This is a genomic window from Kordia sp., from assembly GCF_965283645.1.
Classification (GTDB): Bacteria; Bacteroidota; Bacteroidia; order Flavobacteriales; family Flavobacteriaceae; genus Kordia.
On the sequence record NZ_CBDIPG010000001.1, the window covers coordinates 3254179 to 3267975 of the forward strand.

General features: G+C 33.1%; 15 protein-coding genes and 1 tRNA gene. 6 read left to right on the forward strand and 10 right to left on the reverse strand.

Going from position 1 to position 13797, the window contains the following annotated elements:
• Window positions 1-47: 47 nt before the first annotated feature.
• Window positions 48-503, forward strand: a complete 456-nt coding sequence (locus tag ACQ654_RS14340) for a hypothetical protein (RefSeq protein ID WP_430411029.1) — start codon at window positions 48-50, stop codon at window positions 501-503.
• 109 nt (window positions 504-612) lie between these two features.
• Here the strand turns inward: ACQ654_RS14340 and lepA are convergent, their stop codons facing one another.
• Window positions 613-2409 (reverse strand): translation elongation factor 4, encoded by a 1797-nt coding sequence (lepA, locus tag ACQ654_RS14345; RefSeq protein WP_430411030.1) that lies wholly within the window; start codon window positions 2407-2409, stop codon window positions 613-615.
• A gap of 157 nt (window positions 2410-2566) precedes the next feature.
• Between lepA and ACQ654_RS14350 the strand changes: the two genes are divergently transcribed.
• Window positions 2567-4969 (forward strand): TonB-dependent receptor domain-containing protein, encoded by a 2403-nt coding sequence (locus tag ACQ654_RS14350; protein WP_430411031.1) that lies wholly within the window; start codon window positions 2567-2569, stop codon window positions 4967-4969.
• A 59-nt stretch (window positions 4970-5028) separates the two neighbouring features.
• Window positions 5029-6021: a tRNA dihydrouridine synthase DusB gene (dusB, locus tag ACQ654_RS14355; RefSeq protein WP_430411032.1), complete on the forward strand. Its 993-nt coding sequence runs from the start codon at window positions 5029-5031 to the stop codon at window positions 6019-6021.
• A 155-nt stretch (window positions 6022-6176) separates the two neighbouring features.
• Here the strand turns inward: dusB and ACQ654_RS14360 are convergent, their stop codons facing one another.
• Both ACQ654_RS14360 and rbfA read right to left on the reverse strand, forming a co-directional pair.
• The gene (locus tag ACQ654_RS14360) at window positions 6177-7388 is read right to left on the reverse strand and encodes an ABC transporter permease (protein ID WP_430411033.1); all 1212 of its coding nucleotides are present in this window, start codon (window positions 7386-7388) and stop codon (window positions 6177-6179) included.
• Entirely contained in the window at window positions 7389-7781 is a 393-nt protein-coding gene (gene rbfA, locus ACQ654_RS14365; RefSeq protein WP_430413028.1) for a 30S ribosome-binding factor RbfA, read from the reverse strand. It lies immediately after the preceding gene.
• Between the two features lie 192 nt (window positions 7782-7973).
• On the opposite strand from rbfA, the gene mce reads away from it, so the two are divergent.
• The gene (gene mce, locus ACQ654_RS14370; protein WP_430411034.1) at window positions 7974-8375 is read left to right on the forward strand and encodes a methylmalonyl-CoA epimerase; all 402 of its coding nucleotides are present in this window, start codon (window positions 7974-7976) and stop codon (window positions 8373-8375) included.
• 52 nt (window positions 8376-8427) lie between these two features.
• A tRNA-Ile gene (locus tag ACQ654_RS14375) sits at window positions 8428-8501 on the forward strand.
• A gap of 92 nt (window positions 8502-8593) precedes the next feature.
• Here the strand turns inward: ACQ654_RS14375 and ACQ654_RS14380 are convergent.
• From ACQ654_RS14380 to ACQ654_RS14400, 5 genes are all read right to left on the reverse strand, one after another.
• Entirely contained in the window at window positions 8594-9286 is a 693-nt protein-coding gene (locus ACQ654_RS14380; RefSeq protein WP_430411035.1) for a nucleotidyl transferase AbiEii/AbiGii toxin family protein, read from the reverse strand.
• Window positions 9279-9797 carry a hypothetical protein gene (locus ACQ654_RS14385; RefSeq protein WP_430411036.1) on the reverse strand — a complete coding sequence of 173 codons (519 nt, stop codon included), beginning with the start codon at window positions 9795-9797 and terminating at the stop codon, window positions 9279-9281. The genes ACQ654_RS14380 and ACQ654_RS14385 overlap by 8 nt, the downstream gene beginning before the upstream one ends.
• 100 nt (window positions 9798-9897) lie before the next feature.
• Window positions 9898-10491, reverse strand: coding sequence for a hypothetical protein (locus tag ACQ654_RS14390; RefSeq protein WP_430411037.1), 594 nt, complete (start codon window positions 10489-10491; stop codon window positions 9898-9900).
• A gap of 9 nt (window positions 10492-10500) precedes the next feature.
• A complete protein-coding gene (locus ACQ654_RS14395; protein ID WP_430411038.1) occupies window positions 10501-11061 on the reverse strand; it encodes a YceI family protein in 561 nt (186 codons plus the stop codon).
• 2 nt (window positions 11062-11063) lie between these two features.
• Window positions 11064-11594: a hypothetical protein gene (locus ACQ654_RS14400; protein WP_430411039.1), complete on the reverse strand. Its 531-nt coding sequence runs from the start codon at window positions 11592-11594 to the stop codon at window positions 11064-11066.
• 217 nt (window positions 11595-11811) lie between these two features.
• On the opposite strand from ACQ654_RS14400, the gene ACQ654_RS14405 reads away from it, so the two are divergent.
• Window positions 11812-12672: a winged helix-turn-helix domain-containing protein gene (locus ACQ654_RS14405; protein ID WP_430411040.1), complete on the forward strand. Its 861-nt coding sequence runs from the start codon at window positions 11812-11814 to the stop codon at window positions 12670-12672.
• Window positions 12673-12682: 10 nt separating this feature from the next.
• Here ACQ654_RS14405 and ACQ654_RS14410 read toward each other — a convergent pair whose 3' ends face one another.
• Both ACQ654_RS14410 and ACQ654_RS14415 read right to left on the reverse strand, forming a co-directional pair.
• A complete protein-coding gene (locus ACQ654_RS14410; RefSeq protein ID WP_430411041.1) occupies window positions 12683-13279 on the reverse strand; it encodes a mobile mystery protein B in 597 nt (198 codons plus the stop codon).
• A complete protein-coding gene (locus ACQ654_RS14415) occupies window positions 13270-13731 on the reverse strand; it encodes a mobile mystery protein A (RefSeq protein WP_430411042.1) in 462 nt (153 codons plus the stop codon). Before ACQ654_RS14415 ends, ACQ654_RS14410 begins: the two co-directional genes overlap by 10 nt.
• Window positions 13732-13797: the final 66 nt, after the last annotated feature.

The following is a 13797-nucleotide window of genomic DNA, read 5'->3' on the forward strand; positions in this document are numbered from 1 at the left end:
ATTCAGGAGTTTTATAAATTCGTAACTTGTATTGAAAATAATTTTACATGAACGACGCAATAAAATATTTATCATTACATTGGGAAGCTGTGGCGGGAGTTTTAATTGCGGTAACCACAGCAATTTTCGGAATTATCAAGTTTTCACAAACCAAGAAAGAAGAATTTAAAAAAGAATTTTGGCAGAAACGCTACGAAAACTACGAACGCGTGTTGGAATTAGCTTCAAAAATTGCAGTTACCGAAAATTTAGAAAAAACACCAGAAGAAATTGTTGAATTTCGGCAATATTATTGGGGGAAACTTTCCATGATTGAAGACCAACAGGTGTATGATGCCATGATTCAATTTGAAAATAAACTCAAATATTTGGAAGGAAGCGAATCAAATGATTTTTCTGAACTCAAAAATGCTTCTTACGATTTAGCGAGAGCTTGTAGAAACTCACTAAAAGAAACTTGGGAACCTGTAATTTTAGAGGATTTAAAAGATCCGCTGGTTTAAAAACACACAGGAATTCTTCACTATTACATGAAGCTGAATCACATTGAATCAAGTGTATGAAAAAAGTTTTCTAATGATATAAAGATCTAACAATCCAAAAATCTAGAACTTAATCATTCAACTTCAACACTGCCATAAACGCTTGTTGTGGTATTTCTACATTACCAACTTGACGCATACGTTTTTTACCTTTTTTCTGTTTTTCCAGTAGTTTACGCTTACGCGAAATATCTCCTCCGTAACATTTTGCAGTTACATCTTTACGAAGTGCTTTGATGGTTTCACGCGAAATTATTTTTGCACCAATTGCCGCTTGAATCGGAATATCAAACTGTTGTCTTGGAATCAATTCTTTCAACTTTTCACACATCTTTTTACCAATGTTATACGCATTGTCTGCATGAATTAACGCAGAAAGCGCATCAACCGATTGTGCATTCAATAAAATATCTACACGAACCAATTTCGACTTGCGCATTCCAATTGGCGAATAGTCAAACGAAGCATATCCTTTGGAAACCGTTTTTAATCGATCATAAAAATCAAATACAATTTCTGCCAATGGCATATCAAACGACAATTCAACACGTTCTGTAGTCAAATATGTTTGATTGGTAATTTGTCCTCTTTTTTCAATACAAAGTGACATTACGTTTCCGACAAAGTCAGATTTTGTAATGATCGTTGCTTTGATATACGGCTCTTCTACACGATCCAAACTTGATGGATCTGGTAAATCAGAAGGATTATTTACAATAACAATTTCCTCCGGATTTTTCTTTGTAAACGAATGATACGACACGTTAGGAACTGTTGTAATTACGGTCATATTGAACTCACGTTCCAAACGTTCCTGAATAATTTCCATGTGCAACATTCCTAAGAATCCACAACGGAAACCGAAACCTAAAGCGGCTGAACTTTCTGGTGTAAATACCAACGAAGCATCATTTAGCTGTAGTTTTTCCATTGAATTACGAAGTTCTTCATAATCTTCAGTATCAACAGGGTAAATTCCGGCAAAAACCATTGGTTTTACATCTTCAAATCCACCAATAGGATTTGTTGTTGGAGTTTTGGCGTCTGTAATTGTATCACCAACTTTTACTTCACGGGCATCTTTAATACCCGTAATTAAGTATCCAACATCACCAGTTTTAATTTCTTTCTTAACAACCTGATTCAACTTTAACGTTCCAACTTCGTCAGCATTGTATTCGTTATTTGTTGCTACAAACTTAATACGTTGTCCTTTTTTAATAGAACCATTCATTACTCTAAAATACGTTTCAACACCTCTAAACGGATTGTAAACAGAATCGAAAATTAATGCTTGTAACGGTTCGTCATATATACCTGTTGGTGCAGGAATACGATCAATAACTGCGGCTAAAATATTGTCAACACCAAAACCTGTTTTTCCACTTGCGTGAATTACCTCTTCGGGATCGCAACCTAATAAATCAACAATATCATCGGTTACTTCTTCAGGATTGGCACTTGGTAAATCTACTTTATTTAATACGGGAATAATTTCTAAATCGTTCTCTAAAGCTAGATATAGATTAGAAATTGTCTGTGCTTGAATACTTTGCGCGGCATCTACAATAAGCAAAGCACCTTCACAAGCGGCAATAGATCGTGAAACTTCATAGGAAAAATCGACATGTCCAGGCGTATCAATCAAATTCAAGATATATTCTTGACCTTCATGTGTATATTCCATTTGAATGGCATGCGATTTAATCGTGATTCCACGTTCACGTTCTAAATCCATACTATCTAATAATTGATCTTGCTTTTCTCGTTCAGTTACAGAGCCTGTAAAATCTAACAATCTGTCAGCTAATGTGCTCTTTCCATGATCGATATGTGCAATAATGCAAAAGTTTCTTATGTGCTTCATCTAATTCTATCGCTAATAATTTGCAAATATAGCTTTTTACTAGGTAAAACCTCATGTTTTAATTGCATATACAAAGATTTTTTAATTATTTGTGTAGCTTTTTTTCTACATTAAATAAAAATCAATATATTTGCAGCCAAGTAACCAAACCATAACCATGAACCTGAAAATCACAAGTTTATTTGTGCTTTTTACAATTTTTACCGTATTCGGGCAGAAAACCTATCAAGTCTCGGGTACATTAATTGCTTCCGACTCGGAAACTGCAATAGCATTTGCGAATGCTGTATTGTTGCACGATGGCAATGTCGTAAAAGGAAGTTCTTCAGATGGTTCAGGTGTATTTTTAATTCCCGATGTTTCTGCAGGAAAGTACACACTAAACATTAGTTTTTTAGGGTATAAAACATATACACAGGTAATTGAAATTAAAGGCACTAAAAATTTAGGAACTCTTATTCTTCAGAAAGATACAGAATCACTTGATGGTGTTGTTATTTCTTCAAAAAAACCTACGCTAAAGCGCGAAATTGATCGTTTGGTATTTACGGTAGCAGGAACTGCATTGACAGAAGATAACACGTGGGAAGTATTGCGCAGAACACCTGGTGTTATTGTAGTTAATAATACGTTATCTGTTAAAAATAGTACTCCAACTGTGTATATTAATGATCGGAAAGTACATCTTTCGGCAAGCGAAATTTATCAATTATTAGAAGGTACACCAGCACAAAATGTAAAATCTGTTGAGGTCATCACGAATCCGCCCGCACGATATGACGCACAAGGTGGCACAATTTTGAATATTGTAATGACTAAGAACTTAGCTTTAGGCTACAACGGAAGTATTTATGGGAACTTTACACAAGGAATTTTTCCACGTTACAATGCCGGAATGAATCACTTTTATAAGCGTGATAAGTTAAATATATTTGGAAGTTATAGTTATACAAATACAAAAATTAACAGAGACAATGATGAGCGTATTAACTATTTAGACAATGCAGCTACAACATCAATTTGGAATTCTGAAAGTAACAGAAATACAAGAGAAAAAAGACACAATGTTAATTTGAATCTTGATTATGAGTTTGATGCAAAAAATATATTGAGTTTTTCAGGAAACTTGTTATACAATCCATATTGGAAACGCAGAACGTTAACGAATTCAATTGTAGACGATCAAACTGCTGCAAATGAAGATTTTTCGTTGGCGGCAATCAACAATTCCAATCAAGACAAACACAACTTAGGTTTAAATTTAGATTACGCACATTATTTTGCAAAAGAAGGAGAGAAGCTTTCGGTAAATGTACATTATACAGATTATGACAAAGCTAACGACCAGCATGTATTTACAAATTATGATGTCGTTTCAAGTCCAGATTTTACAACTGCATTTACAACACATGCCAATCAAACAACAAATATTGTAAGTGGACAAGTTGATTATGAATTGCCAATAAGTGAATCGGCTACTTTAGAAACGGGAATTAAAGCGGCATCTATTGAAACTGATAGTAATTTATGGCAGTTTAATATTGAAAATGGTGTTTCGGTATTAGATGTTACCAATTCTGATACGTTTCAATATGATGAAGCTATCTATGCAGGCTATGTAAGTTATGCAAAGAGTTGGGAAAAGTGGAGTTTAAAAGTTGGGTTTAGAGGTGAGCAAACGGAAATCAAAGGAAACTCTATAAGTACAAATCAAGTAAACACGCAAAACTACTTTGAATTGTTTCCAAGTGCTTACATAAGTCATAAGGTATCGGATAAATTCAATATTTATGCAGACTTTAGCCGAAGAATTACGCGTCCAAGTTTTGACAATTTAAATCCGTTTCGATATAATTTTACTGATTTTTCATTTGTGACAGGAAACCCGAAATTACAACCATCTATTGTAAACAACTATAAAATAGGAGCAGAAATCAATGACAAGTTCTTTATAGAAGCCTATTATACGTATGACAAAGGCGCTATTTATGAATTGACGCTTCAAGACAATGAAAATGATGTATTACAATATGTTGCTTCAAATGTAGAAAATAACGTAAACTATGGTTTAGATTTTGTAACCTATTTTTCTGTATTAGATACATGGGATGTTTCTGTGGTCACCTCTATGTTTAACCTTGAAGATACTTATACATTAGATGATGTAAGTGTTTCACAAAAAAAATGGTCAAATTACACATCTATTGATAATAATTTTACGTTTTTAAAAGATCAAAGCTTAACAGCTAATTTGTCGTTTTTATATATATCGTCCAACATTCAAGGATTATCTAATATTTCAGACAGAAACTTAATAAGTCTTTCATTTCGTAAAACAATATGGAATAAGAAAGCTACCGTATCATTAGCTTTAAATGATATTTTAAACGGTCAAAAATTTACAAAAACAACACAATTTGTCAATCAAAATAGTGCATATACTTCAGATTTTGATACACGAAGTATCCGTGTAGGATTCCGTTATAACTTCGGAAACACCAAATTAAGCACCAATCAGCGCACAAAATCTTCCGCAGAGCAAGAACGTTTAAAAGAGTAGTGTTTACCACGTTACAATTTTTCATGTATCTTTGCAAAATCTTTTAAGAATAACATATTGTGGTCAAAATAGGAGACATAGAGTTACCAGACTTCCCGTTGCTTTTAGCACCAATGGAAGATGTAAGTGATCCGCCATTCCGAGCGTTATGCAAAGAACAAGGTGCAGATGTAGTATATACAGAATTTATTTCTTCTGAAGGACTCATTCGTGATGCCGCAAAAAGCACCATGAAGCTAGATATCTACGAAAAAGAACGTCCAGTTGGAATTCAAATATTTGGGGCAAATCTTGATTCAATGTTGCAATCGGTCGAGATTGTTGAAAAATCAGGGCCAGATATTATTGATATCAATTTTGGTTGTCCTGTAAAAAAAGTAGTAAGTAAAGGTGCTGGCGCAGGAATTTTAAAAGATATTGATTTAATGGTTTCCTTAACAAAAGCCATGGTAGAACATACCAAATTACCTGTGACGGTAAAAACACGTTTAGGTTGGGATCATGATACGATAAAAATTGTTGAAGTTGCCGAACGTTTGCAAGATGTTGGTTGTGCCGCTATTGCCATTCACGGACGTACGCGTGCGCAAATGTACAAAGGTGAAGCAGATTGGCATCCGATTGCTGCGGTAAAAAACAATCCAAGAATGCACATTCCTGTATTTGGAAATGGCGATGTAAATTCTCCTGAAAAAGCATTGTTAATGCGTGACAAATTTGGCTTAGATGGCGCAATGATTGGTCGTGCAAGTATTGGTTATCCTTGGTTTTTTAGAGAAGTAAAGCACTTTTTTGAAACGGGTGAACACATGGCAAAACCTACAATGGATGAACGAGTTGACGCAGCTAGACGTCATTTGCAAATGTCTATTGATTGGAAAGGTGAACGTTTAGGTGTTTTTGAAACCAGAAGACATTATACCAACTATTTTAAAGGAATTCCACATTTTAAAGAATATAGACAACGCATGGTTACTACAGACGATTCTGCGGGTGTTTTTCAAGTGTTTGATGAGGTGTATGAGAAATTTGGTGATCATCAATTTGTGTAATTTCAGTACATTTCGATTCCGTTCAATGTACAAAAATCTATGATTATGAGAAGCTGAATCAAGTTCAGCTTGACGCAAATTTCAGTTTAAAACTTATTAATTCACATACCAAAATACCAAGAGCACGGCGAGTCTAAAAGCGAAGCGGTCCAAAATCAAGAGTTCGCAATAAAATTTCTATTAATGCGATTACTTGCAAGGAAAGAAGCAAATATTCCTAAAATTGTAATGGTTAAAAATACTGTTACACAATTTATAAAGTTCAATTCTACAGGATATGGCAAGCTTGGTGTAATGTAAAATAACTTAAATTGTAATTGGCAGAAAATTACAATCACGCCAAGTGTAATTCCTAATAAACCACCTAAAACGGTAATAATTATTCCTTGAAAGAAGAAAATTTGTTTGATTTCTCGGATGGTTGTTCCCATACTAAACAGGGTTTTCATATTGTTGCGCTTGTCCAAAATCATCATCACAATAGCACCAACTACATTAAACAAAGCAAGAATTAAAACGAGTGTAAAAATTAAGTAAATAGCTATGTTTTCCGTATTTAGCATTTTGTACAAAGCATCATTTAGCTCAATTCTACTTTTAACCAATACTTCATTATCAAAAATAGCCGCAATCTTTTCTTTTACACTAGTTTGATCCGCTTCAGGCTTTAATTTAAACTCTATATGTGTAATTTCATTCGCGTTTAAATCTAATAATTCTTGCGCCAATTCTAAATTTGTAAACACATATTTACTATCTAAATCTTCATTAATCCGATAAACACCTTTCGTAATTACTTTAATTTTTTCATACGGACTTTTAGAACTACTTGTGATGCTTTTTGTTCCAGGTTTTGGTACAATAATTTCTAACAAATTGCTATAATCTTGTGCAACAACACCTAAAAGATTAGCCGTTCCGGTACCAACAACAGCTTCGTCAAACACTTCCGGATTCACCCAATTTCCAACATACATAATGCTATCAATAGCGTTGACATTTACAAAAGAAGCATCAACACCTTTTATGTTGGCAATATGGTGTTTGTTGTTTAAACTCAATACAACACGTTCTTCCACCACTTGCGAAAAGGAAGTAATTTCAGGAATTTCTTCTAACGATTTTAGTTGTGTTTCGCTTACGCGAAATGTCTTTCCAGTAGCCGCTTCAATCTTGATATCAGGATCAAAATCATTGCTAAAAGATAGGCTAAATGTTTTCAATCCTGCAAAGCCAGAAAGTACAATAAACAAAGCCAACGCACCAATAACAACGACCACACTTGTGACAATGTTAATGATGTTGATAGCGTTTTGAGAACTTTTAGAAAACAAATACCGCTTGGCTATGTAAAAAGGAAATTTCAATTACGATTTCTTTCTTTTTTCTAATAAATTAGGATCTTTAATAGGGTTTTCTTCGCGTTTAAGCGATTTTTCAATGTTTTCAATATACTCTAATGAATCGTCTACAAAAAACGTTAAACTAGGTACTTTACGCAACTGATGTTTTACGCGTTGCGCCAATTCGTGTTTAATTAAGGGAGCATTCGATTGAATTCCTTCTAATAACTCTTTTCCTTTGTTATGTGGAAAAATACTCAAATATACTTTTGCTACGGAAAGATCTACCGTAACGTTCACTTTCGTTACCGAAATAATAATGTTTGTTAATCCGCCACCACGTGCAGCGCCTTGCAAAATGTCTACCAAATCTTTTTGTAAAACACCTGCTATTTTTTTCTGTCTGTTACTTTCTATATCACTCATAATGCTGCAAAAATAAAATATTAAGACCACAAAACGTTGACTTTACTACTGAATTACAATAACTTTGCTCAATAATTGAGATTTAAATGCTCTGATGCTTGTGTTAAAATGATATTTATACATTTTTTTCACGTTTTTAGAGCTTACTTAAAAAGGTAGTTGACAAGTAAATTAGAGAAATACGTGAATAAAATAGAACATATTGGAATTGCGGTCAAGGATATTGAAGCATCCAACAAATTATTTGCAAAGTTGTTCAACAAGGAACATTATAAAATGGAAGAAGTTGCTAGCGAAGGCGTGAAAACCTCTTTTTTCCAGTTAGGCGAAAGCAAAATAGAATTATTAGAAGCTACTCGCGATGATAGCCCAATTGCAAAATTTATTGCTAAAAAAGGTGAAGGTGTTCATCACATTGCATTTGATGTAACGGACATTTATGCAGAAGTAGAACGACTTAAAAATGAGGGTTTTATCGTGCTAAACAAAACACCAAAAAAAGGAGCAGATAACAAATTAGTTGTATTTTTACATCCAAAATCTACCAATGGTACGCTTATAGAGTTGTGTCAAGAAATAATTTAATGCAGTTATATTTTTTCGGAATTAAAAAAAATAGTAATATTGCACCCGCATTGGTCCCATAGCTCAGCTGGTTAGAGCATCTGACTCATAATCAGAGGGTCCTTGGTTCGAGCCCAAGTGGGACCACCTATTAAAACGAAAGCCTTTCAGGAAACTGAGAGGCTTTTTGTTTTGATTACGGTTGTCAACTTATTTTTATAAAGATTATTCATAACATTTTATTCCAATTCTAGTATTTTTTTAAGCTTACCAATTATTAATTCTTTGCGTATTTCCGATGTAAAAGGGTTTATATGACATTCTATAATTTCATCACGTGAGGAGTGTGATAAAATAGTTTTACACATATTTTTTAAAAATAATTTCACATCATCTTCAGCGCTTTTAACATCTTCTATAAGACCGATATTATTATCAATTACATAAATAATGTCTTCAAAATCATGACTCATTCTTGGATCGTTACCTCTATTTTGGAATGCTTCCCACTTAGTTGCTAAAAATAAGCTAACGGGTAAAATGTCAATCTCGGTACTGCCAATTTCTACTGGATACGCTTTTTCAAAACCTGGTTTTAGCCAACTATTTGTTGGACCAAGAGGAGTTTGCTCATAGGGAATGAAATCAATTAGGACATCTTCATAAGTATATCGATATATGACTGTTTCATAAGATGCTGGATAGATTTTTTTAGAAGCTAATTTTTCTCGTAATTCTTCCATTTCAGCATATGTGCTTATCTGAACAGAAATATCAATGTCTTTTGTTGGTCTTGGTAATTCGGCACCTTCATCAGTAACATATAGACTGACTACCGCGCCACCAACATAAATTACGTCTTCATTAATTTCCTCCAAAGCAGAAGCAACTTTTTCTATGACCCCTAAATTTATTGTTTGGTTTTTAAGCATACTCAATTTTTTCTCTCAACATATCAAAAGCAATATTTTGTTCTCGTACTTTTCCAATTCTAATAGCATCCGTCAATGCCATTAATTCGTAATACTTTTTATCCTTGAGACAAGCTTCTGGCGTTTTAGGATGAAGAGGTTCTATTACTTGTCCTCTCATATTTCCTTCTCCAAAAGCCCATACAAATCGATCAATACTGACAATCTCCTTATTTAACGGGCTTGCAGAAATTGAAGTCCCAATACCTCTAACCATTGCGCCAGGTTGTTGTGGATATACATATTTCAATCCTGATTTTAAAAAGTCTAAAAGCGCTAGTTTTTTGAGTGATCTCTTATCGCTACTAATTAAGCCTCCAATTACAGAGCGATATATACTTTCACTTATTTCACTTGGACTTATACTAAGTTCATGAGCTAAGTCTTTCATGTACCATTTTTCGTTTCCTTTACTTGCAATTTTAAGAAGAATAGCAATGTCGTGAGGACGCATACCATTGTGTTTTTTCATAAAACAATTCTTTTGAATATTTTCAAAAATACAAATAATTATTTGCAATTCGCGAATCGCGAATTGCAAATAATTATTTATTTAAACGAATTATAAAAGATTAAGAATCCTCACAAGGTTTCTTCTTTAGTCTTATAGCGTTCAATTCCTTCCAAATAGTGTGTTCAAATGGTTTTGGTGAGAAACGAAATAGCACCATTGATCGTTGCTTTTCTTTACAGTAATATTGTTTTACGGTACAATATAAAATCATAATGTCTCTCGTGTGAAACGAATTGTATACTTGAAGTTTCCCTACAAAATCTGCATTTTCAGTAGGAGTTTCTTTTTTGAGAATAAACGCGATCGTTTTTGGTAAAACCTTGCCTTTATCTTTATTTACGCCGTCCATCAAACCATCAAAATAATACTGCAAATCGGTTTCTAAATGGGTTGCTGTTAGTTTTTTATCCAAATCAACGTCCCAAACAAACGCGTATGTCCAATAACCATCTTTATCTTGTTTGGACCAATCTGGAGAAAAACGTAACTCTTCCACTCCTTTATACGGAATTTCAGGTGCAAAATGTAATGGCATCCTAATGATTTCTTTTCCCCAAGAAGCATCTGAAGTTAATAAATTGACTTCAGACTTTTCTTGTCCAAATACCGTAAATGTGCAAAAAAATACAATTAAAAATAGTATATGTTTCATAGTTACAAATTACAAACTTAATGTTACGTCAAAGCCAATAGCATCTGAAATAGCTTGGTCTTTTAGTTTACTATTATACACAATTCCCCAACGCGTACGATCAATTTTAAACTTCGTTTTCATCGTTTTTTGCTCAAAATCAAGCGTAGCCTGAAATTTTACAGCTTGTGTAATTCCTTTAATTGTCATATCGGCTTTTGCTTCAAAATGTGTCGCATCATGATAGGAAACACTTGTAATTACTAAAGTTGCCGTTGGATATTTGTTTACCTCAAAAAAATCAGGATCTTTCAAATGGTTTGTCAAACCTTCATTTCCATCTTTTTCCATGTCTTGCGCCATAATGGTATTTAAATCAATGATAAAACTTCCACCCGTAATTTTATCGTTGGTTTTGATAAAATAACCTTCTTTAAATTTTACAATTCCATAATGACCACTAAAGTAAAAACTATAATCACACGACCATTTTATGTCACTTTTAGACGTGTTTATTGTCAATAAATCTTGTGCATTTGTTGTTGCAATGCAAATTGTAAAAAAGGCAAGTAATAAGATATATTTTTTCATAATTAATTGTTCGTGTTTTGTTGTTTAATTTCTATGTTTCCTGATGTATTTGTAATTTTAAAATGTATTTTTTCTAGTGTACAACGCGGTTCAATTACAAACTGAACCAAGCCAGCAACTTCAAAGTCATTTGTATCGGAAATCGTAAACTGTTTTGTGTAGGTTGTGTGCTCTCTTACAAAGTTTACAGGACCGCCATTCCAAGGATCAATACTTTCTTTTGACAATGGAATTTCTGTAAATGCTTCATTCATACGAAGCTTTGTATTCTTATCCATAATCATGGTAAATTGACCCAAATACGAACCTTTTGAATTTGGAGACACATAATGCGCATCTTTCTCCAATTCCATACTAATGATAAAATTGTAGGTATTGTTTTTTAACTTTTCAACCTTAAATGTAATGTCGTACGGTTCTTCTTTTTTGATGATTTCTTTCTGTAAAGGAAAATTACTTTTTGTTGTGAATTCATCATTTGTATGATTGCCTATGCTAAAAAGAGCAAACATGAGGATTAGAATTTTGTTCATTTTTCGAATGTTTTGATTTTGAAGTAAAACTAGATCGAACACATGCTAAAAAATGTCAAAAAAGTGTAAAAGAAGTGTCAACAGTTGTAAAATGTCATGAAATTGTATGTTATTTACTCGATAATTGAGATTTTAGTGCTTTGGCATGTCTCTGTTTGTTATCTTGAATTCTATAAAAATATCTTGTGGTCTTATCCTAAAGCAACTGGTTTACCTTATGAACAAAAAACGGATTTACCTATACAGTATATTGATACTGATTGGAGTATTAATTTGGCAATTTTCAAAACCGAATCAGGCAGCAACGGAATTTTCTGAAAAAGTAAAAATCGCATTGCGTGATGTTGGAAACAAGTTACTGTTGTCTGAAAAAGATAGTACGTCGTTAATTTTGCCTGTAAAAGAAATTTCCAGAGCGAAATTTGAATTGTCTTTTCAAAACGCGCTCGAATTTGAACCAAATATGATGGTTTCTATCATGAAAAATAGTTTCACAAGATCACAATTGCCATCTGCATATCTTGTTGAGGTTATCCAATGTACCGATGCGCAAGTTGCATATAGTTTTCAAATGACAAAACATGAAGAAAGCACCATTATTCCATGTGCCGGACGTTGGTTGCCTAAAAACTGTTATACTATTGAAGTCCGATTTACAGAAATTAAAACAGCTTACATTAATATATCTACTTTTTTATATGGTCTTATTCTGTTGATTATCATTGTGATGGAATTGTTCTTTTTCAAGAAAAAACAAGTTGAACATTCTCAAGAAAGTAACGAAAGCTACGCACAATTGGGAAGTTTTCAATTTTATCCAAGTCAAAATAAATTGATAAAAGAAGCTACCGAGATCAGTTTATCCAAGAAAGAATGTGAATTGTTGAAAATTTTTATCGCAAACCCAAATCAAATTGTCACACGTGACGAATTAACCAAAAAAGTTTGGGAAGACAACGGTGTAATTGTCGGAAGAAGTTTAGATACCTACATTTCCAAAATTCGCAAAAAACTAAAAGAAGATCAAGACATCAAATTGACCAATGTACATGGTGTTGGGTATAAGTTGGAAGTTTAGATTTATTACTTTATTTTTTCGCAAATTTAATTAATGCTTCAGGATCTCCATTATCGGCTTTTTTCAAGGCGTTGATATATTCTTTTCTAATTTCATTGGCTTTCACCATGTTTGATTGATGCCACGAGAATATTTCTTTCCCAAATATTGATTCAATAATTATATCCGCCATCAATCTTGAATGCCTTCCATTTCCATTAGGAAAACAATGAATTGATACGATTCGATGTTTAAAACGAATAGCAATTTCTTCATGTGAATACGTTTTATTTTCAATCCAATACTTTGTATCATCCAATAAATTCCTTGTTTCAATTCCAATCTGTGTCCAAGGAATTCCGATATTTTTTTCAGTTTTTCTATATACACCTGCCCATTTCCATACATCACCATACATTCTTTTGTGTAAATTTTTAATAAACTTTTCTGTCAAAATAGTTTTAGTTTTCAATTTTGCATGCATAGTCCATTCGACTGCTTTTTCAATGTTTAATTGCTCAAATTCATCCAATTCTCCTTGAGTAGTAACTGACTTTATTTTGAGACCTTCTTTTTCTTCTTCATCTAATGGTGTTTGACCGTTTTTGTAATTGAATTCTAATCCCATAGTGATTTTTTCATCTCTCGTTTTATTTCATAAGCAAGTTCCTTGATGGTTTTAGCGATCTTTTCATCTCCAATTCCTTGGTCTTCTAATTTCATATTTTGATTGGTTCGTAATACTATTTTTTGGGCAAGCTTTTCTGCTTTTATTTGTATTAAATCGTCAATAGTTCCATTTTTTGGAACCAAAGCATACACTAATTTTAAGTCCATAACATTGGCGGCATGCTTTAAAGAATTAAGTGTTATGGTGCCATTAGCTTCACTTTCCTCAATTCTTTTTACACCTTGTCTAGTAATATTTAGTTTGGCACCAAGTTGAGCCATTGTCATATTAAGTGTTGTTCTAATGGTATGTATCCATCCGAGTTCTGGAATCAAAATCTTTTTAGTTTCAGAGAATGGTTGTAGCTTTTGGTCTAACTGTTCAATTAAAAGTTTTCGCTTATTTCTCATATTTTGTAAACTTAAGTGTTTACAAATATATATAAAAGTAAACACATGTGTTGACAAAATGTAAAA